The 25861-nt window shown below is 67.1% G+C and carries 23 protein-coding genes; 17 read left to right on the forward strand and 6 right to left on the reverse strand.

Annotated elements, in window-relative coordinates; translation table 11 throughout:
• The first annotated feature begins 87 nt into the window (after window positions 1-87).
• The 6 genes from ACIPRI_RS03110 to ACIPRI_RS03135 are packed head-to-tail and all read left to right on the forward strand — an operon-like array spanning window position 88 to window position 5071.
• The gene (locus ACIPRI_RS03110; RefSeq protein ID WP_446588381.1) at window positions 88-438 is read left to right on the forward strand and encodes a hypothetical protein; all 351 of its coding nucleotides are present in this window, start codon (window positions 88-90) and stop codon (window positions 436-438) included.
• The gene (locus tag ACIPRI_RS03115) at window positions 435-1859 is read left to right on the forward strand and encodes a TolC family protein (RefSeq protein WP_446588383.1); all 1425 of its coding nucleotides are present in this window, start codon (window positions 435-437) and stop codon (window positions 1857-1859) included. Before ACIPRI_RS03110 ends, ACIPRI_RS03115 begins: the two co-directional genes overlap by 4 nt.
• A gap of 32 nt (window positions 1860-1891) precedes the next feature.
• Window positions 1892-3286: a multicopper oxidase family protein gene (locus ACIPRI_RS03120; RefSeq protein ID WP_446588385.1), complete on the forward strand. Its 1395-nt coding sequence runs from the start codon at window positions 1892-1894 to the stop codon at window positions 3284-3286.
• Between the two features lie 35 nt (window positions 3287-3321).
• Window positions 3322-3825: a cupredoxin domain-containing protein gene (locus tag ACIPRI_RS03125; RefSeq protein WP_446588387.1), complete on the forward strand. Its 504-nt coding sequence runs from the start codon at window positions 3322-3324 to the stop codon at window positions 3823-3825.
• 41 nt (window positions 3826-3866) lie between these two features.
• The gene (locus ACIPRI_RS03130) at window positions 3867-4208 is read left to right on the forward strand and encodes a copper-binding protein (RefSeq protein ID WP_446588389.1); all 342 of its coding nucleotides are present in this window, start codon (window positions 3867-3869) and stop codon (window positions 4206-4208) included.
• A gap of 53 nt (window positions 4209-4261) precedes the next feature.
• Complete coding sequence (locus ACIPRI_RS03135; RefSeq protein WP_446588391.1) at window positions 4262-5071, forward strand: methyltransferase, TIGR04325 family; 810 nt, start codon at window positions 4262-4264, stop codon at window positions 5069-5071.
• Between the two features lie 27 nt (window positions 5072-5098).
• On the opposite strand, the gene ACIPRI_RS03140 is transcribed toward ACIPRI_RS03135, so the two are convergent.
• On the reverse strand, window positions 5099-6442 hold the full coding sequence (locus ACIPRI_RS03140) for a M16 family metallopeptidase (protein ID WP_446620369.1): 1344 nt from the start codon (window positions 6440-6442) through the stop codon (window positions 5099-5101).
• Between the two features lie 5 nt (window positions 6443-6447).
• Window positions 6448-7947: a M16 family metallopeptidase gene (locus tag ACIPRI_RS03145; protein ID WP_446588393.1), complete on the reverse strand. Its 1500-nt coding sequence runs from the start codon at window positions 7945-7947 to the stop codon at window positions 6448-6450.
• Between the two features lie 29 nt (window positions 7948-7976).
• On the opposite strand from ACIPRI_RS03145, the gene ftsY reads away from it, so the two are divergent.
• The 3 genes from ftsY (at window position 7977) to rpoH (ending at window position 10753) form a co-directional block, all read left to right on the forward strand.
• A complete protein-coding gene (gene ftsY, locus ACIPRI_RS03150; RefSeq protein ID WP_446588395.1) occupies window positions 7977-9215 on the forward strand; it encodes a signal recognition particle-docking protein FtsY in 1239 nt (412 codons plus the stop codon).
• 35 nt (window positions 9216-9250) lie between these two features.
• Window positions 9251-9715 carry an Mpo1 family 2-hydroxy fatty acid dioxygenase gene (locus ACIPRI_RS03155; RefSeq protein ID WP_446588397.1) on the forward strand — a complete coding sequence of 155 codons (465 nt, stop codon included), beginning with the start codon at window positions 9251-9253 and terminating at the stop codon, window positions 9713-9715.
• A gap of 99 nt (window positions 9716-9814) precedes the next feature.
• On the forward strand, window positions 9815-10753 hold the full coding sequence (rpoH, locus tag ACIPRI_RS03160; RefSeq protein ID WP_446588399.1) for an RNA polymerase sigma factor RpoH: 939 nt from the start codon (window positions 9815-9817) through the stop codon (window positions 10751-10753).
• Between the two features lie 61 nt (window positions 10754-10814).
• Here the strand turns inward: rpoH and ffh are convergent, their stop codons facing one another.
• Window positions 10815-12212: a signal recognition particle protein gene (ffh, locus tag ACIPRI_RS03165; RefSeq protein ID WP_446588401.1), complete on the reverse strand. Its 1398-nt coding sequence runs from the start codon at window positions 12210-12212 to the stop codon at window positions 10815-10817.
• 91 nt (window positions 12213-12303) lie between these two features.
• Between ffh and ACIPRI_RS03170 the strand changes: the two genes are divergently transcribed.
• The 8 genes from ACIPRI_RS03170 (at window position 12304) to ACIPRI_RS03205 (ending at window position 22556) form a co-directional block, all read left to right on the forward strand.
• On the forward strand, window positions 12304-13116 hold the full coding sequence (locus tag ACIPRI_RS03170; protein WP_446588403.1) for a cytochrome C assembly family protein: 813 nt from the start codon (window positions 12304-12306) through the stop codon (window positions 13114-13116).
• Window positions 13113-13349, forward strand: coding sequence for a PP0621 family protein (locus ACIPRI_RS03175; protein ID WP_446588405.1), 237 nt, complete (start codon window positions 13113-13115; stop codon window positions 13347-13349). Before ACIPRI_RS03170 ends, ACIPRI_RS03175 begins: the two co-directional genes overlap by 4 nt.
• Window positions 13350-13431: 82 nt before the next feature.
• Window positions 13432-15126 carry a two-component system sensor histidine kinase NtrB gene (locus ACIPRI_RS03180; protein ID WP_446588407.1) on the forward strand — a complete coding sequence of 565 codons (1695 nt, stop codon included), beginning with the start codon at window positions 13432-13434 and terminating at the stop codon, window positions 15124-15126.
• A 5-nt stretch (window positions 15127-15131) separates the two neighbouring features.
• A complete protein-coding gene (locus ACIPRI_RS03185) occupies window positions 15132-16670 on the forward strand; it encodes a sigma-54-dependent transcriptional regulator (RefSeq protein ID WP_446588410.1) in 1539 nt (512 codons plus the stop codon).
• Complete coding sequence (gene ampD, locus ACIPRI_RS03190; protein ID WP_446588412.1) at window positions 16663-17256, forward strand: 1,6-anhydro-N-acetylmuramyl-L-alanine amidase AmpD; 594 nt, start codon at window positions 16663-16665, stop codon at window positions 17254-17256. Before ACIPRI_RS03185 ends, ampD begins: the two co-directional genes overlap by 8 nt.
• A gap of 362 nt (window positions 17257-17618) precedes the next feature.
• A complete protein-coding gene (locus ACIPRI_RS03195) occupies window positions 17619-20531 on the forward strand; it encodes a ribonucleoside-diphosphate reductase subunit alpha (RefSeq protein ID WP_446588415.1) in 2913 nt (970 codons plus the stop codon).
• A 138-nt stretch (window positions 20532-20669) separates the two neighbouring features.
• Window positions 20670-21848 carry a ribonucleotide-diphosphate reductase subunit beta gene (locus tag ACIPRI_RS03200; RefSeq protein WP_446588417.1) on the forward strand — a complete coding sequence of 393 codons (1179 nt, stop codon included), beginning with the start codon at window positions 20670-20672 and terminating at the stop codon, window positions 21846-21848.
• Window positions 21849-22049: 201 nt separating this feature from the next.
• Window positions 22050-22556 carry a histone H1-like DNA-binding protein gene (locus ACIPRI_RS03205; RefSeq protein ID WP_446588419.1) on the forward strand — a complete coding sequence of 169 codons (507 nt, stop codon included), beginning with the start codon at window positions 22050-22052 and terminating at the stop codon, window positions 22554-22556.
• A gap of 75 nt (window positions 22557-22631) precedes the next feature.
• Here the strand turns inward: ACIPRI_RS03205 and ACIPRI_RS03210 are convergent, their stop codons facing one another.
• From ACIPRI_RS03210 to prmA, 3 genes are all read right to left on the reverse strand, one after another.
• Window positions 22632-23534, reverse strand: a complete 903-nt coding sequence (locus ACIPRI_RS03210) for a carbohydrate kinase family protein (RefSeq protein ID WP_446588421.1) — start codon at window positions 23532-23534, stop codon at window positions 22632-22634.
• A gap of 59 nt (window positions 23535-23593) precedes the next feature.
• Complete coding sequence (locus tag ACIPRI_RS03215) at window positions 23594-24889, reverse strand: zinc-ribbon and DUF3426 domain-containing protein (RefSeq protein WP_446588423.1); 1296 nt, start codon at window positions 24887-24889, stop codon at window positions 23594-23596.
• Window positions 24890-24959: 70 nt separating this feature from the next.
• Window positions 24960-25844, reverse strand: coding sequence for a 50S ribosomal protein L11 methyltransferase (gene prmA / locus ACIPRI_RS03220; protein ID WP_446588426.1), 885 nt, complete (start codon window positions 25842-25844; stop codon window positions 24960-24962).
• Between the last annotated feature and the right edge of the window lie 17 nt (window positions 25845-25861).

Consider the following 25861-nt stretch of genomic DNA (forward strand, 5'->3'; position numbering starts at 1 on the left):
CACGCGGCCGCTCATGCATCGCCCGTCGCCAGGGCCCGCGTTCGCGGGCCCGCCGACGCGTTTCGTTCATGACCTCGCGAGGAATCCATGTTTCAATTTTTGCCGGCCGCCTGGCTGGCTGTCCTGTCGGCCATCGCGGCACCGAATGCCCTGGCGCAGGCAATGCCATCCCATCCACCAGGACCGGCTGAGCCGCCGGCCCTGCCCTACCGCTCCGCCTTCGAGGGCTACCGGCCTTTCCAGCAAGACGACAAGGCGGTCGACTGGAAGCAAGCCAACGACACCGTGAACCAGCGCGGCGGCTGGCGCGCCTATGCCAAGGAGGCGACGGCGGAAGGCGGCGCCCAGGCCGATCCCAAGGCCGATCCCCACGCCGGGCATGCGGGCCATGCCATGCCGGCACCGGCCGCGCCGGCAAGCAAGGAGCAGCAGCGATGAAGCCTCTGTTCCGTCTTGGCGTCACCGCGGCCGCCGCCCTGCTGCTGGCCGGCTGCGCCAGCGTCGGCATCGACGATGCGCTGAAGGAAAGCAACGAGCGCGCGCCCCAGTTCACCCAGGGCCAGCTGGAGCTCAGCCGCAGTCAGGAATCGCGCGACAGGCGCGCCGCCCTGGCCGAGGAATTGCTGGCCAAGCCGCTGTCGCAAGACGATGCAGTGCGCCTGGCCCTGGCCAACAGCCCGGCTCTGCAAGCCTTGCTGGCGGACAACTGGGCCCAGCTCTCGGCCGCCAACCAGAGCGGGCGCATGCCCAACCCGGTGTTCAGCTTCGAGCGCATGCGTCTGGGCGACGAGCTGGAAATCGGCCGCCTGATCTCCTTCGGCCTGGTCGATCTTTTGCTGCTGCCGCGGCGCCTGTCGATGGCGCAGCAGCAGACCACGCAAGCCAAGCTGCAGCTGACCGGCACGGTGGTGGACCAGGTCACGCAGGTCAAGCAGGCCTGGGTGCGTGCCGTGGCTGCGCAGCAGGCGCTGCAGTACGCCGAGCAGGTGAATGAATCGGCCGCCGCCAGCGCCGAGCTGGCGCGCCGCATGCAGCAGGTGGGCAACTTCAGCAAGCTGCAGCGTGCCCGCCAGCAGGCCTTCTATGCCGATGCCACGACGCAGCTGGCGCTGGCACGCCAGGCCGGCACGTCCACGCGCGAAACCCTGGTGCGTGCGCTGGGCCTTGCCGACGCGCAAGCCGCCGCCCTGAAGCTGCCCGAGCGCCTGCCCGATCTACCTCAGGCGCCGCGCGAAGGCGGCGAGGTATCGGCCAGCGCCGCCCAGCAGCGGCTGGACCTGCAATTGGCCCGCGCACAGCTCGACCTGGCCGGCCAATCGCAAGGCATCAACCGTTTGTCGACCTACGTCGACGCGGAGTTGGGCCTGCGCCATGACACGATTTTCGACAACGCCGAAGGCCACCGGGGCACGCGCCGCGGCTTCGAGCTCGACATCGTGCTGCCGCTGTTCGATTGGGGCTCGGCGCGGCGCGACCAGCTCGACGCCCAATCGCTGGCTGCCGCCAACCGCTACGAGGCGACGGCGCGTGCCGCCACCTCGCAGCTGCGCGAAAGCTACGGCGCCTACCGCACCAGCCACGACATCGCGCGCCACTACCGCGACGAGGTCGTGCCCTTGCGCCAGGCCATGCAGGAAGAAAACGTGCTTCGCTACAACGGCATGCTGATCGGCGTGTTCGAGCTCTTGGCCGAGGCGCGCGACCAGGTCGCCAGCGTGCGCAATGCCATCGAGGCGCAACAGCAGTTCTGGCTGGCCGATGCCGCCCTGGGCGCCCAGGTGATGGGCCGGCCGGTGGGCGCGGACATGTCCGGCGCGAGCGCCGCCCCGCGCGCCGCCGCTTCGAGCGCCGCGCATTGAGGCGCGGCCCTTTCCATTCAGAGATTCAAGCTATGAACAACCGACGCAACTTCCTCGCGGGCGCCATTGCCGCCGCCACCGTGAGCAAGGTGGCCATGGCCGCCCTGCCCGAGCCGGTGCTGCAAACCAAGCCCGACACCATGCCGCCGCTGGCGCCCACCAACGGCCGCCCCTACAACCCGGTTGTCACCCTCAACGGCTGGACCCTGCCCTGGCGCATGAACAAGGGCGTCAAGGAATTCCACCTGGTGGCCGAGCCGGTGGTGCGCGAAATGGCGCCCGGCTTCAAGGCCAACCTGTGGGGCTACAACGGCCAGTCGCCCGGCCCCACCATCGAGGTGGTGGAAGGCGACCGGGTGCGCATCTTCGTCACCAACCGGCTACCCGAGCACACCAGCATTCACTGGCACGGCCAGCGCATGCCCAACGGCATGGACGGCGTCACCGGCCTGACGCAGCCGGCCATCCAGCCTGGCAAGACCTTCGTCTACGAGTTCGTGGCGCGCCGGCCCGGCACCTTCATGTACCACCCGCATGCGGACGAGATGGTGCAGATGGCGATGGGGATGATGGGCTTCTGGGTCACGCACCCCAGGGCCGCGCACCCGCTGATCGAGCCGGTGGACCGAGATTTCGTCTTTCTGCTCAACGCCTACGACATCGAGCCGGGCAGCGCCACGCCCAAGATCATGACCATGCTGGACTTCAACCTGTGGTCGTGGAACAGCCGCATCTTCCCCGGCATCGATTCGCTCAATGTCAGGCTGGGCGACAAGGTGCGCATCCGCATGGGCAACCTGACCATGACGAACCACCCCATGCACCTGCACGGGCACGAGTTCCAGGTGACCGGCACCGATGGCGGCCCGACGCCACTGGCTGCGCGCTGGCCCGAGGTGACGACCGACGTGGCTGTAGGACAGATGCGCCAGATCGAGTTCGTGGCCGACGAGGAAGGCGACTGGGCCTTTCATTGCCACAAGAGCCACCACACAATGAACGCCATGGGGCACGACGTGCCCACGATGATTGGCGTCGACCATCAGGACATGGTGCGCAAGATCACGAAGCTCGTGCCCGACTACATGGTGATGGGCGAACGCGGCATGGCCGACATGACCGAGATGGAGATGCCCATCCCGGACAACACCGCGCCCATGATGACCGGCGCCGGCCCCTTCGGCTCGGTCGAGATGGGCGGCATGTTCAGTGTGCTGAAGGTGCGCAGGAACCAGAAGCCCGGCGACTTTCGCAACCCCGGGTGGTTCAAGCACCCGAAGGGCACGGTGGCCTATGCGCTGAACGCTCCGACGGCCGAGCCGCCTCGAGCGCGAGATGCCGGCTCGGCTGCCATGCCCGCACAGAACATGCCTGCCAAGAACATTGAAGTGCAGGTACGCAAACCCGGTGGCCACGCCGGCCATTGACTTCCCCTCTTCAAGACTGCAACGAAAGGATCCACATGAAAACCCTCCGCCTCTTCGCCCTGAGTGCATTCGCCGCATTTGCGGTCGCAAGCGCCTACGCCGCCGGCAACCACGCCGGCGGCCACGGCCACGACGCCGATGCCGCCATCGGCAAGCCCGGCGTTGCGAGCAAGGCAACGCGCACAATCAAGATCGACATGACCGACAACATGCGCTTCACACCGGCCAATATCGACGTGAAGCAGAACGAGACGGTGCGATTCATCGTGCGCAACTCCGGAAAGATCAAGCATGAACTCGTGCTGGGCACCGAGAAGGAATTGAAGGAGCACTACGAAGTCATGAAGAAGAACCCCGAGATGGAGCACGCCGATCCGAACATGGTGACCTTGGACCCGGGCAAGACAGGCGAGGTGGTCTGGCAGTTCACCAAGGCCGGCAGGGTCGACTTCGCCTGCCTGCAGCCGGGCCACTATGACGCAGGGATGAAGGGCGCGGTGAACGTGGCCAGGTCTTCCAGCAAGCACGCGGCCGAGTAGGGCCTCCACGCCGGACTCCCATCTACTTCCAAGGATCGAATATGTTCAACGCCCGTTCGGCATTGATTGCCGCCACCGTCGCATTCGCGTTCGCTGGATTGGCCCAGGCCCAGCCCAGCCAGATGCCCTCCGCCACCTCAAAGGAGGCATCTGCATCCAGTGACCTTTCCGAAGGCGAGGTCCGCAAGGTCGACAAGGACAACAAGAAGCTGACCCTCAAGCACGGGCCGCTGAAGAACCTCGACATGCCGGGCATGACGATGGTGTTCCAAGTGAAGGACGATGCCATGCTGGACAAGGTCCAGGCTGGCGACAAGGTCCGCTTCCTGGCGGAGAAGATCGACGGGAAGTACACCGTGACCCGGCTCGAGGCGGCGCGCTGAGCCGAACCCATGCACAGGACAAGCGCATGGCACACGCGAGCACGTCACAGGCGGTGCGTGCCTTCCTGGAGGGGCCCCTGACGCGAGGCGCCCTGATGCGGTGGCGGCGTCGGCAGTTTCTCTCCGAGGAGGGTTTCGGCTCCTATTTCGGGCTGTTCGACAGCTTCGCCGCCGCGCGCGCCTGGTTGCCGACGAATCCGGGATTCAACTTCGGCGCGCTGGCCGCCGAATACGTCAACGTCCGGACCGTGCAGGTCTTCGAATACGACTACCCGGTGATGTGGTGGCTGGCCCGGGCCCTTGGCGCCGGTGCCAGTCGCATCCTCGACATCGGCGGCTCCGTGGGCGTGCACTACCACGCCTACCGGTCGTACATCGACATGCCAGAGGCGCTCTGCTGGCGCATCGTCGAAGTTCCGGTCATGGTCACCATCGGGCAGGCGCTCGCGGCCGCGCGCGGGTGCAGCGCGTTGAGCTTCACCGCGGATCTGCAGGAAGCCCTCGCCATGCGCGGCATCGACATCTGGATCGCCGCCGGCGCACTTCAATACATGGAGAACGCGCGGCCGGCCGAGCTGCTCCAGCGATGCGCTTCAATGCCCGCGCATGTGCTGCTCAACAGGGTGCCGCTGTACGAAGGCGATGATTTCGTCACCGCGCAGAACATCGGCGAGGGCTGCTTTGCACCAGTGCAAGTGCTCAATCGCCAGCGCTTCGTTCGCGACATCGAGGCCTTGGGCTACGCGCTCAAGGACCATTGGCAGGTGTACGAACGGTCGCTGTACCTGCCGGGCCATCCGGAATGCTCGTTTGGGTCCTTCAGCGGCTTTTACTTCGCCGCCGAGCCTTTCACGCGCCGGTGAAAGCGCGCCGCCAGATTCCGGGGTGGATCAAGGCTTCGCGCCGACGATGACGGTCACCATGTCGTCAGGGCGCAGCTTGCGCTGGAAGGCGGACTTCACGTCCGCCACCGTGACGGCGTTCATGCGCGAGCGCCAGGTGTCCAGGTAGTCGAGCTGCAGGTCATTCCAGGCGATGTTGGCGACGTTGCCCACCAGCTTGCGGTTGCTGTCGAGCAGCAGCGGAAAGCCGCCGATCAGGTTGTCCTTGGCGGCCTGCAGTTCGGCCGGGGTGGGGCCTTCGGCCACGAACTTGCGCAGCACCTCGCGCGCCACCTTCACTGCCGCGTCGGCCTGGTCGGGCCGGGTCTGGAAACCGATGGTGAAGGCGCCGGCATGCAGCCCCGGCGAGAAGCCGCTGTACACGCTGTAGGCCAGGCCGCGCTTCTCGCGCACCTCTTCGGTCAGGCGCGAGACGAAACCGCCGCCGCCCAGCACGTAGTTGCCCAGGGTCAGGGCGAAGTGGTCCGGGTCGCGGCGCGGGTAGCCGGGCTGGCCGATCAGCACATGGGCCTGGGCCGAGGCAAATGGAATGCGCTCCACCTTGGGCGCGGCCAGCGCGGCCACCTCCGGCACCGGTGCCAGCGCGCCGCAGTCGAACGAGGCCGGCAGGCGGGCCAACAGCGCCGCGGCGATGCGGTCGGCCTGCCCGCGGTCGAGCGCGCCGACGATGCTGAGCTTGGCGCGGCAAGGCGCCACATGGCGCGCGTAGAACTCGCGCATGGCAGGCACGTCGATGCGCGCCAGCGTTTCCTCGGTCGGCTCGTAGCCGTAGGGATGGCTGCCATAGACATCCTTGCCGTAGGCGCGGCCGGCGATGGTGCCGGGCTTGGTGTTGGCCTCCTTGATGCCCGCGACGATGCGTTCGCGCTCGCGCCGCCAGATGTGCTCGGGAAAGGCCGGCTCGCCGATCTCGCGCGCGGCCAGGGCGACCGCCTGGTCCAGGAGATCGGGCCGGGACAGGCTGCGCAAGCTGAAGCTCATGCGGTCGCTGCCGGCGCCGGCATCGAAGCTGGCGCCCAGGTCGGCCCAGGCTTCGCCGACGGCGTTCTCGTCCAGCGCGGGCTCGGCGCCCTTGGCGGCCACGCCCTTTTCCAGCATGTCTGCCGTCACGCTGGCCAGGCCGGCCTGGACGGATGGGTCATGGCGATCGCCGGCATCGAAGTCGAGCTGCACGTCGACGATCGGCAGCGCATCGGTGGCCACGAAGTAGATCCTGGCGCCGCTGGGCTGGGTCCAATGCTGGATCGGCAGCGCGGCCTGCGCGCCGAGGCTGGCGAGGGCCAGCGCAGCAGGGGCCAGCAGGCGCAGGGCGCCTGCATTCATCTTTTTCATCATCATCAGTGCAACTCTCCCTCGCGGCCCGGGGCCGGGCTCGGTCGCGGGCGCGGCTTCTTGCCGCTGTCTGGCGGCAGCGGGCGCAGGGTGGCCACGGTGAGTTGATCGTCGCCGAAGTAGCGCGCGGCCACTGCCTGCACCTGCTGCGGGGTCACCGCCTGCAGGCGCGCCAGGATGCGCTCGCTGGCGTCCAGCGGCAGGCCCTGCACCCAGTTAGCGCCCAGTTCCCGCGCCTGCGACATCACCGAGTCGAGCTTGTAGGTCTGGCTGGCCACCCACTGGGTCTTGACCCGGGCCAGCTCGGAGGGCGACACGCCATCCTTGGCAATGCGCGCCACCTCGGCGCGCAGTGCCGCCTCGACCGCCTCGGGCGTCTTGCCCGCGGCCGGCACGCCGTCCAGGCCGAAGAGTTGCGGGCCGCGGCCGACGAAGCCCGCATAGGCGCCCGCCGAATCGGCCACGCGGTCCGGCCCCTGGGTCAGGGCGCGGTCCAGCCGGGCGCCGGCATAGCCGTCCAGCACCGCCGACAGCACGGCCAGCGCCCAGGTGTCGTTCTGCTCATCGTCGATCCGGCTGATCTGCGGCATGCGGAAAGCCAGCGAGACGTAAGCCTGCTCGGCCGGCGCCTTGAATTCGATGCGGCGGATGCCACGCTGCTCAGGCTCGGTGCGGGGCTTGCGAGCCGGCACCGGGCGCGCGGCAATCGCGCCGTAGTACTTCTCGGCCAGGCGCTTCACCTCGCCAACGTCGACGTCGCCGGCCACCACCAGGGCGGCGTTGGCCGGCACGTACCAGCGGCGATGGAAGTCGCGCACGTCATCAGGCTGCATCGCATCCAGGTCGCTCATCCAGCCGACCACCGGCCGGTGGTAGGGCGAGGCGACGAAAGTGGCGGCGTTCTGCTGCTCGATCAAGAGCGAACGCGGCTGGTCTTCGGTGCGCATGCGGCGCTCTTCCTTGACCACCTCGATCTCGCGCTTGAACTCTTCATCGGGCCACTGGTTGTGGGCGAAGCGGTCCGCCTCCAGCTTCATCACCTCTTCCAGCTTCTCCACCGGAATCTGCTGGTAGTAGCCGGTGTAGTCGCGCGTGGTGAAGGCGTTCTCGCGCCCGCCCAGCGCCGCCACCTTGCGCGAGAACTCGCCTGGCTTGGTGCTGCTGCTGCCCTTGAACATCATGTGCTCCAGCGCATGGGCCACGCCCGAGGTGCCGTCCACCTCCTCCATGGAGCCGGCACGCACCCACAGCATCTGCACGGCCACCGGCGCGCGGCGATCGGGCTGCACGATCAGGCTCATGCCATTGGCCAGGGTGAACTGCTGGGCGCGGCTGGCGCCGGTGCGGCTGGCCGCGCCGGCTGGCGTTGGATCGGCCTGGGCAAGCGCCGGACCGGCCGCCAGGGCCCCGGACAGCGCCACCGCGCAGATGCCGCAGATGCCGCGCAAAAAAGCGGCCGCTGTGGGCCGCCGACGCACGAAAAGCTGTTCTGAGGGGTGTTTCATAGAATCGTTCGGATTGTAAAAAGCCCTCAATGTTCAGTTTCTTCAAGAAAAAACCGCCCGTCGAGGCGCCCCTGCCCGGTGGCGAAGCCGCGCCGGTGCCTGCGCCGGCGCCGGAAACGGCCCCGGAGGCGCCAGCTCCAGCGCCAGCTCCAGCAGCCGGCCGCTCGATGTTTTCGCCCTCCACCTGGTTTGGTGGCGGCGGCAGGGAGCCGGAGCCTACCCTGACACCCGCGCCGCCCATCGACATACCGGACGTCGCCGCCGCTCCCGCGCCAGCTGTCGCCCCGGAAGTGGCCCCGGCGCCACCGCCTCCGGTTGCCGCGCCAGCGCCCATTCCCGCGCCGATGCCAGCCCCGGCGGCCACGGCCGAGCGCGGCCGCTGGCTCGACCGCCTCAAGACCGGCCTGCGCAAGACCGGCACCAGCATCCAGGCCGCGTTCGTCAATGCCCAGATCGACGAGGCTCTGTATGAAGAGCTCGAATCGGCGCTGTTGATGGCGGATACCGGCTTGAAGGCAACGGAATTCCTCCTGGAAGACCTGCGCCGCCGGGTCAAGTCCAGCATGGCCACCGACGCCTCCCAGGTCAAGGTACTGCTGGCCGAAGCCATTGCCGAACTGCTCAAGCCACTGGAAAAGCCGCTGGTGATCGGCCAGTACACGCCCACCGTGATCATGGTGGCGGGGGTGAACGGGGCAGGCAAGACCACCTCCATCGGCAAATTGACCAAGCACCTGGCCAGCGAAGGCTGCTCGGTGCTGCTGGCCGCGGCCGACACCTTCCGGGCGGCGGCGCGCGAGCAGCTGGGCGTCTGGGCCGACCGCAACACGGTGGAGATCATCAGCCAGGAGGGCGGCGACCCTTCGGCTGTCAGCTTCGACGCGGTGAACGCCGGGCGTGCTCGCGGCAAGGACGTGGTGCTGGTCGACACGGCCGGCCGCCTGCCGACGCAGCTGCACCTGATGGACGAGCTCAAGAAGATCAAGCGCGTGATCGCCAAGGCAGATGGCACCGCGCCGCACGAGCTACTGCTCGTCATCGACGGCAACACCGGCCAGAACGCCCTGGCCCAGGTTCGCGCCTTCGACGACGCGCTGGGTCTTACCGGCCTCATCGTCACCAAGCTGGACGGCACGGCCAAGGGCGGCGTGCTGTGCGCCATTGCCCGCGAGAAGCCGATTCCGGTTTACTTTGTCGGCGTGGGTGAGAAACTCGAGGATCTGGAAACATTTGATGCCCGAGAGTTCGCACAAGCGCTCCTGGGTTGACTGAGTCCGGTCCAAAAAAGACGAGGAGACAGACGATGAGCGACACCGCCTTCCATGCCTTCGAGGGGGAGACCCGCAAGGTCGACCGCCTGCTGGCCCACTATGGCGAAAGCCACCGCAACCCGACCAACGAACTGATTCACGTGGTGGCGATCCCGGCCATCATGGTGAGCATCGTGGGCCTGCTCTACGCCCTGCACCCCTGGGTGGCCTACGCCTTCGTGGCGGCCAGCATGGTCTATTACCTGCGGCTCAAGGCGCCGGTGCTGCTGGCGATCATGGCGGTCTGGACGGTGGTGATGTTCGCCCTGGTCTACGCCATGGGGCCCCATGTACTGCCAATTTCAGCCGGGCTTTTTGTCGTGGGCTGGATCTTCCAGTTCATCGGCCACAAGATCGAAGGCAAGAAACCTTCTTTCTTCGAAGACATCCAATATCTGTGGGTCGGGCCCCTGTTCGTCGTGGCCTGGATCCTGAATCGCTTCGGAATTCGCTGGTAGCAAATATCTATCACGCGGATAGCATCCATCGGGGAACCCTTCACTTAGCACTCCCTCCAATCGAGTGCTAATATGAAAACCCAAGAAGGAGGTTCCCTCATGAGTCTGTCTGGAGCTTCTGCCAACCAGCTTGCCGTCGCCAACCCATGGGCGATGGTGCCGCCGCTGGGCAATCTGGACGCCTATATTTCGGCCGCCAACCGGCTGCCCCTGCTCACCCTCGAGGAAGAGCAGGGCTTTGCACGCCGCCTGCGCGACCAGAACGACCTGGACGCCGCCGGCGCGCTGATCCTGTCGCACCTGCGCCTGGTCGTCTCCATTTCCCGCCAGTACCTGGGCTACGGACTGCCGCACGGCGACCTGATCCAGGAAGGCAATGTCGGCCTGATGAAGGCAGTGAAGCGCTTCGACCCCGACCAGGGCGTTCGCCTGGTGAGCTACGCCATGCACTGGATCAAGGCCGAGATCCACGAGTACATCCTGAAGAACTGGCGCATGGTCAAGGTCGCGACGACCAAGGCCCAGCGCAAGCTGTTCTTCAACCTGCGCTCGATGAAACAGAGTTTCAAGGCCGACGCGGCTGCCATTGACGCCGACACCCACCGCGACACGCTGAGCGAAGCCGAGGTCGAGCAGATGGCCAGCCAGCTCAAGGTCAAGCGCGAAGAGGTGCTGGAGATGGAAACCCGCCTCTCGGGCGGCGACGTGGTGCTCGACCCGAGCCCCTCGGATGACAGCGACGAAGCCTTCGGCCCGATCGCCTACCTGGCCGACGCCTCGCAGGAACCCACCGCGCAGATCGAATCGCGCGAGCGCGATCGCCTGTCCAGCGACGGCATCAGCACCGCGCTGCTGGCGCTGGACCCGCGCAGCCGCCGCATCGTGGAAGAGCGCTGGCTGAAGGTGAACGACGACGGCTCGGGCGGCATGACCCTGCACGAACTTGCGGCCGACTATGGCGTGAGCGCCGAGCGCATCCGCCAGATCGAGGTGGCCGCCATGAAGAAGATGAAGAAATCGCTGGCCGAGTTCGCCTAGAACTGGCCTGAACAAGAAACCCGGCCTTGGCCGGGTTTTTTCTTGGGCGTCCTCTATCTGCTTAGAAGCGCGGCATGCCGCCGCCACCGCCGCCACCGCCGCCCATGCCGGGCAGGCCGCCCTTCATGCCGCCCATCTTCTTCATCATCTTCATGAGGCCGCCGCCCTTCATCTTCTTCATCATGCCCTGCATCTGCTCGAACTCGCCCAGCAGCCGGTTCACTTCCTGAACCTGCACGCCGGCACCGGCGGCGATGCGGCGCTTGCGCGTCGCCTTGAGCAGTTCGGGCTTGCGGCGCTCCAGCGGCGTCATGCTGTTGATGATGCCTTCCTTGCGCCGGATGTCGCGCTCGGCACGCGTGAGGTCGGCCTCGCTGGCCTTGGCCGCCATCTGGGCCGGAAGCTTGTCCATCAGGCTCGACAAGCCGCCCATCTGCTTCATCTGCTGCAGCTGGGACAGGAAGTCGTTGAGGTCGAAGCCGCCGCTCTTGACCTTGGCCGCGAGCTTTTGGGCCGCGGCCACGTCGACGCCGGCCGTGACCTGCTCCACCAGCGCCACGATGTCGCCCATGCCCAGGATGCGGCCGGCATGGCGCTCGGCGTCGAACACCTCCAGCCCGTCGATCTTCTCGCTGGTACCGGCGAACTTGATCGGCACGCCGGTCACCTGGCGCACCGACAAGGCCGCGCCGCCGCGTGAATCGCCGTCGGTCTTGGTCAGGATGATGCCGGTGAGCGGCAGCGCCTCCTTGAAGGCCTTGGCGGTGTTGATCGCGTCCTGACCCTGCATGGCGTCGACCACGAACAGGGTCTCGACCGGGTTGAGCGCGGCATGCAGCTCTCGGATCTCGTTCATCAGCACTTCATCGATGGCCAGGCGTCCGGCCGTGTCGACCAGCAGCACATCGAAGAAATGGCGCCGCGCATGGTCGATGGCGGCGCGCGCGATATCCAGCGGCTTCTGGTCGGGCGTGCTGGGAAACCACTCGGCACCGGCCTGCCGGGTCACCGTCTTGAGCTGCTCGATGGCAGCCGGGCGGTAGACGTCGCCGGAGACCGTCAGCACCTTTTTCTTGCGCTTCTCGATCAGATGCTTGGCCAGCTTGGCGGTGGTGGTGGTCTTGCCGGCGCCCTGCAGGCCGGCCATCAGGATCACCGCCGGCGGCTGGGCCGCCAGGTTGATGTCAGACACACCCTCGCCCATGGTGGCCGCCAGCTCGCGGTTGACGATGCCCACCAGGGCCTGGCCCGGCTTGAGCGAGCCCAGCACCTCCTGGCCCAGCGCCTTTTCCTTGACCCGCGCCACGAAGTCGCGCACCACGGGCAGCGCCACGTCGGCTTCGAGCAGGGCCATGCGCACCTCGCGCAGCATGTCTTGCACGTTGCTTTCGGTGATGCGGGCCTGCCCGCTCATCTGCTTGACGAGGCGGGAGAATTTTTCAGTGAGGGCGGTGGCCATGATGCTGCCCGACAACAGGGCGGGGTGAGGGGGACGCTGGGACGCGCTCCGACAAGCGGGGCGCCTGAGGTGTACGGCTAAACTCCGAGCGATGATTTTAGCGAGCCCCTCCCCACTCGGCGTGGCACTGGGCATCGCCACCGCGGCCGCCTACGGGATCGCCGCCGCCGCTGCCACCCGCTTGAACCGATCGGCCACCCAATGGCTGCTCGGCCTGGCCTGGCTGCTGCACTTCGCCACCCTGGCTTGCGGGCTGGCGGGCGGGCAGCCGCGTTTCGGCTTTGCCCCGGCCTTGTCGGTCACCGCCTGGCTGGTGCTCACCGTCTATGCGGTCGAGAGCCAGCTTTATCCGCACCTGAGTGTGCGCCGCGTGCTGCCCGCGCTGGGCGCGCTGGCGGTGCTGCTGGCCATCGCCTTTCCCGGCACGCCGCTGCATGTGTCCGCCTCGCCCTGGCTGCCGCTGCATCTGGCCTTGGGCATTGCGTCCTACGGCTTGTTCGGTGCGGCGGTCATCCATGCCTGGCTGATGAGCCGCGCCGAAAAGCAGATCCGCCAGGCCAGTGCCAGCGGGCCGGCCGGCGGCGTGCCGCTGCTCACGCTGGAACGCCTCACCTTCCGCTTCGTCAGCGGCGGCTTCGTGCTGCTCACGGCCACCCTGCTGGCCGGTTTCCTGTTCAGCGAAGTGCTCTACGGCACCTCGGTGCGCGCCTGGAAGTGGGACCACAAGACCGTGTTTTCGCTGCTCGCCTGGGTCACCTTCGGCGTGCTGCTGATCGGCCGGGCGCGCTTTGGCTGGCGCGGCCGCGCCGCGACGCGCGTTCTCTATATGGGCAGCGTCCTGCTGCTGCTGGCCTACGTGGGTTCGCGCTTCGTGCTCGAAGTGGTTCTGCATCGCGCTGTATGAAGTACCTGCTGGTCCTCTTGGTGGTGTGGGTCGCCTACATGATCTGGCGCGCGAACCGGCAGGACGAATCGCGCGCCGCCCCGCCGCCGCCCAGCGCGCCGCCTGCCGTGCCGCCGCCGCAGGCCATGCTGCGCTGCGCCCTCTGCGGTGTCCACCTGCCGGCCGCCGATGCCCTGCCGGGCGCAGGCGGCAAGATGTACTGCTGCGCCGCGCACCGACAGGCCGATCGATGAGCGCAGCGCCGGGCCGCCCCAAGCAAGCTCGCGCCCCCTCGGGGCGCAGCGAGGACACGCCAGTGCCGAGCGTGGGGGCAGCATGACCCGCTTGCTCTGGTCGCGCGGCGAGTCTGCGACGGATTGGGGCGGGCTCGACAGTCGCGGCAGCATCCGAAGCGCCGCCCTGCTGCGCCTGCTGCGCGGCTTCATGACGGCGCGCTGCTTCGTCGCGGTGGTGCTGGTGATGCTGCAGGGCTTCACCTACGGCATCGGCACCGCCACGCCGCCGGTGCTGCTGGCGCTGTCAGGGGGCTACCTCGTCGCCACTTTGCTCGGGTGGCGCTATGCACGGCTGATGCCGCCGATCCCGCACTTTGGCGGCGCCTGGCTTGCCACCATCGGCATCGATCTGTCGGTCTTCGCCCTGCTGCAGTTGCTGCAGGTGGGCAACATCAACTATGCCCCGCTCTTTGCCTTGCCGGTGCTGATGGCGGCGGTGCTGGGCAGCGTGTCGGTGGGCCTGGGTACCACGGCCGCCGCCACCTTGCTGCTGCTGGCGGACGCCGGCTGGCATTGGGTCCAATCGGGCGGCGACTCGCCGACGCGCTTCGTCCAGGCGGCGCTCACCGGCACCGGCCTCTTCGTCGTGGCCCTGCTGGCGCACGAGCTGGCCCTGCGGCTGGCGCGCGAGGAAACCATCGCGCTGCGCAACCGCAGCACCGCCCGACTGCATGCCTTGGTGAATGACCTGGTGATCGAAACGCTCAGCGAAGGCGTGCTGGTGATCGATGCCAAGGGCCAGGTGCATGCCGCCAACCCCGCGGCCGACGAGATCCTGGGCCAAGGCCTGGCCAAGCTGGCCCTGCCCTTTGCCCTGGACACCCGGCCGGCCTGGCAGGCGCTGGCGGCGCTGGCGCGCCAAACCTTCGCGCGCGGCAAGGGCCTGTCGCAGGAGATCCCGGTGGCGCAAGCTCAAGGGTCGGCACGCGAAGTGCGCGTGCGCACGCGGCTCACGCCCTCCATCGACCAGCGCATCGACGGCCTTTGCGTGATGTTCCTGCAGGACCTGCGAGAGTTGGAGGCGCGCATCCGCACCGAGAAGCTGGCAGCCATGGGCCGCATGTCGGCCGCCGTGGCGCACGAGATCCGCAACCCGCTGGCCGCCATCACCCAGGCCAGCGCACTGCTGGGCGAAGATCTGCAGGAGCCCGGCCACCGCAGGCTGACCGAGATGGTGCAGCACAACGCACAGCGCCTGGCACGCATCGTGGATGACGTGCTCGACGTCTCGCGGGCCCGACAGCAGCGGATGCTGCCGCTGGGTGAGCAGCTGGTGCTGGACGGCACGGTGCGCACCCTGGCCGAGGAGTGGGTGCACCAGAGCCAGCGCCAGGGCGTGCTGCTGCAACTCGACACCAGCGGCTGCGCGGTGCGCTTCGACGTGGAGCATTTGCGCCGCATCCTGGTCAATCTCTTGGACAACGCGGCGCGCTATGCCGGCGATCGCGAAGGCTCGATCCAGGTCGCCACCCGCGTCGCGCCGAACGGCCGCGCCAACCTGCAGGTGTGGAGCGACGGCGCGCCGCTGGAAGGCGCGGTGCAGCGCCATCTTTTCGAGCCTTTCTTCTCATCGGAAAGCCGCTCCTCGGGCCTGGGCCTCTTCATCTGCCGCGAGCTGTGCGAGCGCCATGGCGCCAGCATCGGCTACGAGCGCCGTGCCCTGGCGGCCAATGGGCCGGAAGGCAACGAGTTTTATGTTTCCTTCGCGCCCGCCGAAAGGCGGCTGACACAATAAAGACCGTGAACAGCCCCCAGCCCCCTTCCGCACGCCCTGCCCAGATCCTGGTCGTCGACGACGAACCGGACCTGCGCACGCTCTACGAACTGACGCTCTTGCGCGAAGGCTATCGCGTGGAAGCCGCCGGCACGGTGGCCGAAGCCTGGCAGGCCCTGCAGGCGCAACGCTTCGATGCGGTGATCACCGACATGCGCCTGCCCGACGGCCTGGGCATGGAGCTCTTGCATCGCATCCAGCAGGCACAGCGCAGCGAGCGCTGCGTGGTGATGACCGCCTACGGCTCGGCCGAGAACGCAGTGGAAGCCTTGAAGGCCGGTGCCTTCGACTACCTGACCAAACCGGTCGACCTGAAGCAGTTCCGCGCGGTGGTCGCCTCCGCAGTGCGCGATCAGGCGGTGCCGCCGCCGGCCAAGGCGCCGGCACCCGCCTTGCCCGACGCTGTCAGCGACAAGACCGGCGCGCCGCCCAGCACCAGCGATGCGGCACTGGACCGGCTGGTCGGCGACTCGGAAGCCATGCGCCTGGTCAAGTCGCGCATCGCCAAGGTGGCGCGCGGCATGGCGCCGGTGCTGGTGCGCGGCGAGTCGGGCACCGGCAAGGAACTGGTGGCGCGCGCGGTGCACGCCTGCAGCCAGCGCGGCGACGGCCCCTTCATCGCGGTCAACTGCGGCGCCATTCCCGAGAACCTGCTGGAGGCCGAGTTCTTCGGCGCGCGCAAGGGCTCCTACACCGGCTCGGCCGCCGACCGCGACGGCTACTTCCAGGCGGCACGCGGCGGCACGCTGTTCCTCGACGAAATCGGCGACCTGCCGCTGGCCATGCAGTCCAAGCTCTTGCGCGCCATCCAGGAGCGCAGCGTGCGGCCGATCGGCTCGACGCAGGAAGACGCGGTGGACGTGCGCATCGTCAGCGCCACCCACAAGGACCTGCAGGCCGAGGTGGCGGCGGGTCGCTTTCGGCAAGACCTCTTTTATCGCCTCAACGTGATCGAGATCGCGGTGCCCGCGTTGCGCGAGCGGCGCGGCGACCTGCCCGCCTTGTGCAATGCCCTGCTGACGCGCATTGCCCGCGACAGCGGCATGCCGGTGCCGCAGCTGTCCGCGTCGGTGCTGGCCAGCCTGGCCGCACATCCCATGCGCGGCAACGTGCGGGAGCTGGAGAACCTGCTGCATCGTGCCGTCGCGCTCACCGATGGCGACGAACTGCATCTGGATTTCGAGCCGACCGAGCCGGATGGCCTGGCCATGGAAGCGCGCGCGTCGCTGAATGCCGCACCCGTTGCCGTGGCGCGCCCCGCGCCGCCGGAGTTTGTCGCTGCCATGCCCATGCCGCGCACGGCGCTGCCCTCGGACCTTGAGGCCTACCTGGACAAGCAGGAGCGCGACATCCTCGTGCGCGCCCTGCAGGAAAGCGGCTTCAACCGCACCGCGGCCGCGACCCGTCTGGGCCTGAGCCTGCGGCAGATTCGCTACCGCATCGCGCGCCTGGGCATCACCACCCCGAACGGCGACGACGCGACCGCCAGTGGCGCCGATGAATAGTGCGGATGCTTCCCAGCTCTGGCAGGGCGGGCGCTACCGCTTTGCCCGCTGGCAGGCTTCGCCCAATTTCGGGCCGCGCCCCGCTGGCGCGCAGATCGATCTGATCGTGCTGCATTCCATCAGCCTGCCGCCCGGCCGCTACGGCGGCGACGAGGTGCAGCGCCTGTTCAGCAACACCCTCGATTGGGATGCGCATCCCTACTTCCAGACCATCCGCGGGCTGGAAGTCTCGGCGCATTTCTATGTGCGGCGCGACGGCGCGCTGTGGCAGTTCGTCGACTGCGATGCGCGCGCCTGGCATGCGGGTGCCTCGTGCTGGCGCGGCCGCGACAACTGCAACGACGATTCGATCGGCATCGAGCTCGAGGGCCTGGAAGGCGAGGCCTTCGAAGCCGGGCAGTACGAGACGCTTCAGAGCCTGTTGCCGGCCATCGCGCAGCGCTATCCGATCGCCCACGTGGCCGGGCACGAGCACATCGCGCCGGGCCGCAAGCTGGACCCGGGCCCCGGCTTCGACTGGCATCGTTTGCGCCGCCCCTTGGGCTGGCCGGACCGCGTTTTTCCGCAAGCCGTGCTGGCACGCTGAATTTTCTCAATCGCGCCCGTGGCGCCGATGCACACGCGGCGCCACACTGTCAGTCAAAAGATTCGAAGGGCCATGCCAGCAACCATGCGGCTTTGCGGCCTGAATCGGGCTGCAGGCCGCGAGCTTGCTGGCTTCGCGCTGCTTGAGCCAGAGTTGGCGCGTGCCCGCGCCGATGGGCTGCAGGAAGGCTGCTGCAGTGCAGCGTCAAGAAAGGTGAAAAACACCACCTGTAGTAGATTGTGGCCCCCTCAGACCCCATATATAGTGTGCGAACCGCAGGCCGCTGACGATGTCGCCAGCCCCCTGCGAAGCCGGTGCCGCGGCATCGCCCCTACAACAAAAGTCGCTCATAAGGACCCCGAATGCAAACTGTCCAGAACCCTTCGTCCGCCGTGCCCCGCCAAGTGCCGACCTCGGCCCCGGCCCGTGATGTGGCCGGCTCGCCCACCAGCGCCGCCCTCGCCAACTACCAGATCATTCGACGCAACGGGGCCGTGGTGCCCTTCGAGCCGAACAAGATCGCCATCGCGATGATGAAGGCGTTCCTGGCAGTTCACGGCACCCAGGGCGCGGCCTCGGCCAGCGTGCGCGAGACGGTCGACGGCCTGACCCAGGCCGTGGTGCGCGCGCTGATGCGCTCGCGCCCCAGCGGCGGCACCTTCCACATCGAAGACGTGCAAGACCAGGTCGAGCTGGGCCTGATGCGCGGCGGCCATCACGAGATTGCCCGCGCCTACGTGCTCTACCGCGAGCGCCGCAGCCAGGAGCGCGTGCGCCAGGGCGAGCCGCAAGAAGCGCCGGCCCTGCCGACCCTGCACGTGCTGGATCGCGGCGAGCGCGTGGCGCTCGACCTGGGCGAGCTCAAGGGCCTGATCGAATCGGCCTGCACGGACCTGGGCGAATCCATCAGCGCCGAGCCGATCGTCGCCGAGACGATGCGCAACCTGTACGACGGCGTGCCGCTGGACGAGGTCTACAAGGCCTCGATCCTGGCCGCCCGCACGCTGATCGAGAAGGATCCCGACTACACCTTCGCCACCGCCCGCCTGCTGCTGCACACGATCTTCAAGGAGATCGTCGGCCGCGAAGTCATGCCCGCCGAGCGCGCCCAGACCTACGCCGACTACTTCCCGCAGTTCATCAAGAAGGGCGTGGAGAACGAGCTGCTCGACGAAAAGCTGCTGCAGTACGACTTGGTCAAGCTGGGCGGCGCCCTGAAGGCCGAACGCGACCTGAAGTTCGACTATCTGGGCCTGCAGACCCTGTACGACCGCTACTTCCTGCATGTGCGCAAGGCTCGCATCGAACTGCCGCAGGCCTTCTTCATGCGCGTGGCCATGGGCCTGGCGCTGAACGAAATCGACCGCGAAGCGCGCGCCATCGAGTTCTACGAGGTGCTGTCGTCCTTCGACTTCATGTCGTCGACGCCCACCCTGTTCAACAGCGGCACCCTGCGCTCGCAGCTGTCCTCCTGCTACCTGACGACCGTGCCGGACGACCTGGACGGCATCTACGAGTCGATCAAGGAAAACGCCTTGCTGTCGAAGTTTGCCGGCGGCCTGGGCAACGACTGGACCCGCGTGCGGGCGCTGGGCAGCCACATCAAGGGCACCAACGGCGAATCGCAAGGCGTCGTCCCCTTCCTGAAGGTGGTGAACGACACCGCCGTGGCGGTGAACCAGGGCGGCAAGCGCAAGGGCGCGGTCTGCACCTATCTGGAAACCTGGCACCTCGACATCGAGGAGTTCCTGGAGCTGCGCAAGAACACCGGCGACGACCGCCGCCGCACGCACGACATGAACACGGCCAACTGGATTCCCGACCTGTTCATGCGCCGCGTCATGGAAAAGGGCAACTGGACGCTGTTCTCGCCGAGCAACGTGCCCGACCTGCACGACAAGTTCGGCGCCGACTTCGAAGCCGCCTACGTCGCCTATGAAGAGAAGGCCGCGCGTGGCGACATCAAGCCCAGCCGCACCCTGCCGGCCAGCGACCTGTGGCGCAAGATGCTCACGATGCTGTTCGAGACCGGCCATCCCTGGATCACCTTCAAGGATGCCTGCAACGTGCGCTCGCCCCAGCAGCATGCCGGCGTGGTGCACTCGTCCAACCTGTGCACCGAGATCACGCTGAACACCAGCGACACCGAAACCGCCGTCTGCAACCTGGGCTCGGTCAACCTGCTGCAGCACCTGAAGGACGGCGCGGTCGACCACGAGAAGCTCAAGCGCACCATTTCCACCGCGATGCGCATGCTCGACAACGTGATCGACATCAACTACTACGCGGTCAAGAAGGCGCGCGACTCCAACCTGCGGCACCGTCCCGTGGGCCTGGGCCTGATGGGCTTCCAGGACGCGCTTTACGAACTGCGCATTCCCTACGCCTCGCAGGAAGCGGTGGAATTCGCCGACCGCTCGATGGAAGCGATCTGCTATCACGCCTACTGGGCATCGACCGAACTGGCCAAGGAGCGCGGCCGCTATTCGAGCTACAAGGGCTCGCTGTGGGACAAGGGCGTGCTGCCGCTGGACACGCTGGAACTGCTCGAGAAGGCGCGCGGCGGCTATGTCGAGGTGGACCGCTCGGCCTCGCTCGACTGGGAGCAGCTCCGCCAGAAGATCAAGCAGGACGGCATGCGCAATTCCAATTGCGTGGCCATTGCGCCGACCGCAACCATCTCCAACATCATCGGCGTGGACGCGTCCATCGAACCCTGCTTCGGCAACCTGTCGGTCAAGTCGAACCTGTCGGGCGAATTCACCGTAATCAACCACTACCTGGTGCGCGACCTCAAGCGCCTGGGCCTGTGGGACGACGTGATGGTGATGGACCTGAAGCACTTCGATGGCTCGCTGCGCCCGATCGACCGCGTGCCGCAGGACATCAAGGCGCTCTACGCCACCGCCTTCGAGGTGGAAACCACCTGGCTGGTGGAAGCCGCGGCGCGCCGCCAGAAGTGGATCGACCAGGCACAGTCGCTCAACATCTACATGTCGGGCGCGTCGGGCAAGAAGCTGGACGACACCTACAAGCTGGCCTGGCTGCGCGGCCTGAAGACCACCTACTACCTGCGCACCATCAGCGCCACGCACGCCGAGAAGTCCACCGTGCAATCGGGGCGCCTCAACGCCGTGTCCTCGGGCAGCGAGCCGCCGCAGATGAGCGCACTCGAAGCCGCCGCGGCCGCTGCACAAGCGCAGATGAATGCAACGCCTGCGACCGACATCAAGTTCTGCGCGATCGACGATCCGGGCTGCGAGGCCTGCCAGTAAATACGACGTGAATTCGCGGCATCGCCTGACACAGTGCGATGCATGCGAACAACATAAGAACGAGATAATCGAGCGCGATGTGGACGAGCACTTTTCAACTCACATCGTTGCTCACATAATTTGAGCATTGGATTTTTTATGTTGACCTGGGACGAAGAAGTCAAGCCCACCTTGTCAAAGGACATGCAACAAGGATTGCAGCACTCATCGAACAGCGTTGCGCCGATCTCGCCGATCAGCCGCTCGATGGAATTGCCGACTTCGCAAATTGCTCCCACCGCCGCACAGCCTGTTGCGGCCCGCCGCGTCAATGCTGCCGACAAGCGCATCATCAACGGCCAGACCGACGTCAACCAGCTGGTGCCCTTCAAGTACAAGTGGGCCTGGGAAAAATACCTCGCCACCTGCGCCAACCACTGGATGCCGCAGGAAGTGAACATGACGCGCGACATCGCGCTCTGGAAAGACCCGAACGGCCTGACCGAAGACGAGCGCCGCATCGTCAAGCGCAACCTCGGCTTCTTCGTGACGGCCGATTCGCTGGCCGCCAACAACATCGTGCTGGGCACCTACCGCCACATCACGGCACCCGAATGCCGCCAGTTCCTGCTGCGCCAGGCTTTTGAAGAAGCGATCCACACGCACGCCTACCAGTACATCGTCGAATCGCTCGGCCTGGACGAGTCGGAGATCTTCAACGCCTACAACGAGGTCGCGTCAATCCGCGAGAAGGACCAGTTCCTGATCCCCTTCATCGAGGCGATCAGCGACCCGAACTTCCACACCGGCACGCACGAAAACGACCAGACGCTGCTGAAGTCGCTCATCGTCTTCGCCTGCCTGATGGAAGGCCTGTTCTTCTACGTCGGCTTCACCCAGATCCTGGCGCTGGGCCGGCAGAACAAGATGACCGGCGCCGCCGAGCAGTACCAGTACATCCTGCGCGACGAGTCGATGCACTGCAATTTCGGCATCGACCTGATCAACCAGCTCAAGCTCGAGAACCCGCACCTGTGGACGACCGAGTTCAAGGCCGAGATCAAGGCGCTGTTCCAGAAGGCCGTCGAGCTCGAATACCGCTACGCCGAAGACACCATGCCGCGCGGCGTGCTCGGCATGAATGCCTCCATGTTCAAGGGCTACCTGCGCTACATCGCCAACCGGCGTGCCACGCAGATCGGCCTCGAAGCGCTCTTCCCGAACGAGGAAAACCCGTTCCCCTGGATGAGCGAAATGATTGACCTGAAGAAAGAGCGCAATTTCTTCGAAACCCGAGTGATCGAATACCAGTCGGGTGGCGCCCTTTCTTGGGATTGAGTTTCGCGTTCAACAAGAAGAAAACAAGTATTCAGGAATCGCCCTTGGCGCCCAATGCACCGGCAGAGTGCGGCGCCCGGGGCTCAGGTGTTCATGGTGCTGGGGATCCGTCCCCAACCCCATGGATCACTTCACGAGCTCACAAGAAAGACGTGAAGTGCTTCGGAAGGTTGATTTTTCAACTTGATCTAGGAGAAAGAAATGGCAACTGCAAAGAAAGCGCCGGCTAAGAAAGCCGCTGCGAAGAAGGTCGTGAAGGCCGCTGCGAAGAAGGCCGTGGCGAAGAAGGTCGTGAAGACCGCCGCGAAGAAGGCTGTCGCCAAGAAGGTCGTGAAGACCGCGGCGAAGAAGGCTGTCGCCAAGAAGGTTGTGGCCAAGAAGGTCGCGGCCAAGAAGGCACCGGCGAAGAAGGCCGCTGCGAAGAAGGTCGCGAAGAAGGTCGTCGCGAAGAAGGTCGTTGCCAAGAAGGCAGCGGCCAAGAAGGCGCCGGCGAAGAAGGCGGCAGCGAAGAAGGTTGCGAAGAAGGTCGTCGCGAAGAAGGCAGCGGCCAAGAAGCCCGCCGCCAAGAAAGCCGCGAAAAAGCCCGCTGCGAAGAAAGCTGCGAAAGCACCCGCTGCCCCCAAGGCCGCGCCTGCCCCCGCGCCTGCTGCGCAAACGACGCTGAACCCTCAGGCAGCCTGGCCGTTCCCGACGGCTGGCAAGCCCTGATCCAGCGTCAGGCTGAAAGGCAAAAGCCCGGCACCGCGAGGTGCCGGGCTTTTTTATTGTTGTTGGCGCTCCAGATCAAAGGCCGAGTTCGGCCGCATTCACTTCGTAGTTCTGCGGACCGCGCTGCGCAATCTTGAGCGCGCCCAACTTGTTGCCCAGGGCCGCGCATCGCTCGAGCGGCCAGCCCTGCTCCAGGCCGTAGAGCAGTGCGCCGCGCCAGGCATCGCCGCAACCGGTGGGATCGATCACCGCCTTGGGTTTGACCGCCGGCACCCGCGTCATCTGGCCCTGCTCCCAGACTTCGCAGCCCTCGGCGCCCAGCGTGACGATCAGCCCGCGCACGCGGCGCGAGACCTCGGCGCTGTCCCAGCCGGTGCGCTCGCAAAGCATGCGGCCCTCGTAGTCGTTCACCGTGACCCAGTCGGCAAGGCCGACGAAATGGGCCAGCTCGTCGCCGTTGAACATCGGCAGGCCCTGGCCCGGATCGAAGACGAAGGGAATGCCCGCTGTCTTGAATTGTTCGGCGTGCGACAGCATCGCATCGCGGCCGTCGGGCGAGATGATGCCCAGGCGAATGTCGTCGCGCGCCTGGATCCGGGTGATGTGCGCCTGCTGCATGGCGCCTGGGTGGAAGGCCGTGATCTGGTTGTTATCGCGGTCCGTCATGATCATCGCCTGCGCGGTGTAGGTGTCTTGCACCTCGCGCACGAACTCGGTCGAGATGCCCAGGCTGCGCAGCCGCGCCAGGTAGTCGACGCCGTCGCTGCCCACGGTAGCCATCGGCAGCGCGCGGCCGCCCAGCGCGTTGAGGCTGTAGGCCACGTTGCCGGCGCAGCCGCCGAAATCGCGCCGCAGCGCCGGCACCAGAAAGGACACGTTCAGGATGTGCAGCTGATCCGGAAGGATCTGGTCTGCGAAGCGCCCTTCGAAGGTCATGATGGTGTCGAAGGCGAGGGAGCCGCAAATGACAGTAGCCATGGAAAAGATGGTTTGGATGGGTCGTGCAGACGACGAGAAAGCGTTCGAAAAAACGACGCTCAGGGATAGAAGGCGATCAACCGGTAGCCGGCGACCGGCGCCAGGCCCTCGGCCTGGCTGCCCGCCAGTTGCAGCGGCAGCGATGCGCTGCGCTCCGCATTGGGGCCCAGCACGGCCGGTGCGCCGAACTGCGCCGGCGACAGCACGCGCCGCACCAGAGCGCGCTCCTGCGTGTCGAGCAGGGTGAGCTCGACGGAGGGCATGGCCAGCGGGATGCGGGCGCCGTTGCGCAAGGTGAAGACCAAGCGGTAGCCATCGCCCTCTTTTTCGCGCGAGAAAGAGGCGCCGTCGATGGTGATGGCGCCGATCTGGCGCAGGGCGGAAATCTCGCAGCTGCTCCACTCGCACAGGGCCTGCAGCACGGGCCGCAAGCGGGGCTCGCGCGCGGCCAGCGTGTCGCGCTCGTGCCGCATCACCTGCAGCACCAGCAGAACCAGGGCCAGCAGGCAGCCGGCGGCGATCAGCACGCGGCGAAGGCGGCCGGATGATTCGCCCTGCGCATCCGCCGTTTCGTCGGCCAGGCCGACGGGGGCGGAGGGCGCCTCCAGCAAGAGGGCTTCAGGCACCGGCTCCGGCGTGCCGGGCTGCGCGGCTTCTTCCTTCGCGGCCGGCGCGCCGGGCTGTTCCGCGCGCTCGCGCTCTTTCTGCTGCGCGCGCTCGCTGCGCAATGCCTTGATGCGCTCGCGCCGCAGCGCCTTCTGCAGCTGGGCGTTGACCGCCTCCTCGATCGGCGAAGGCGCGGTCAGCGACGGCGTGAAGCCGGGCTCCTGCCGCGCGGATGGCGAAGCGGACGACGATGCCGACAGCGATGCAGCCAGCGCAGCAGCAGACTCGGCCAGCGGCGCGGAACTCGCCTTGGCGTCGAATTCGACCTCGTCGAACCAGGGCTCTTCGCCAAGCTCGCTGCCATCCAGCGTGGGAATGGGAACCGGATCTTCCGACTCGGCAGCAGGCGCAGTGGGCAGCGACGGCGACTTCGGGCCGAGGTCGAGCAGATCGGCGGCTGGCCAGCTCATCGCCGGCAGGCCCGCACCCAGGGTGGACGGGGGCAGCAGGTTCTCCTGTGCCTGTGGCCGGCCGGGTTGCAGACCGGCCGTCGATGCTGCGCCTTGGGCCAACGAGGCCGGCGGCGGCACGATCGGCACGCCCTCTTCATCCGTCTCGTGCAGATCCAGGGTGGCGTCGAAGACTTCGCTGCAGCGGCCGCAACGAACCCAACCATCGGAGATGCGAAGCTGGTCCCGGACGACCTTAAAAGTGGTCGCGCAAGCGGGGCAGCGGGTGACGAGTCTCATGTGGCGCAAATTGTAGGGGCGCCTCTTCTCAGGCTTCGCGCCAGGCGTCGCGCCAAAGCCGCAGCAGGGCTCACCGGCGCGCCGTCATCAGGATCCAGCCCTCTTCGCTGTCGCTGACTTCGAGCTGCATGTAGGGCGCGTAGGCCGCCTTGAGTTCGTCGGCCTGGCGCGCCAGGATGCCGGCCAGCACCAGCGCGCCGCCGGGCGCCACGTGCTGGCACAGCAAAGGCGCCAGCACCTTCAGCGGCGTGGCCAGGATATTGGCCAGCACCACGTCGTAGCTGCCGCGCGCGGCCTCGGGCAAGCCGGCCTTCAGCTTCACGCCGTTGGCATCGGCGTTGAGGCGGGTCGACTCCACCGCGGCCTCGTCGATGTCCACCGCGTCGATGTCGGTGGCGCCGAACTTGGCAGCGCCGATGGCCAGGATGCCGGAGCCGCAGCCGTAGTCGAGCACGCGCCGGCCGGCCAGATCTGCCTGGGCGGCGATCCAGCGCAGGCACATGCGGGTGGTGGGATGGGTGCCGGTGCCAAAGGCGAGGCCCGGGTCGAGCCGGATCACCTGCCTGGCCGCCGCGGGCGGCTCGTGCCAGGTGGGCACGATCCAGAATTCGGGCGTGATGTCCACCGGGGCGAACTGCGACTGGGTGAGCCGCACCCAGTCCTGCTCGGGCACGTCGGCCACGCCGACCAGCTCGCAGCCCTCGAAGAAATCCTGCGCCGACAGCACCGTGCCGGCTTCGCGCGCGGAGGTCTCGTCCGGAAACAGGGCGATCACGCGCGAGCGCTGCCAGCCCTCCTTGGGCGGCGGCATGCCGGGCTCGCCGAACAGCGCCTGCTCGGCATCGGTCTGCGCATCCGCGTCTTCCACGGAGACGCTCAGGGCATCGAGCGCATCCAGCGCCTCGCCCACGATCTCGATCTTGTCTTCGGGCGCGAGAAGGCGCAGTTCGAACACGGGTGGCCTCGCTCTTT

Source organism: Variovorax sp. LARHSF232, from assembly GCF_052871435.1.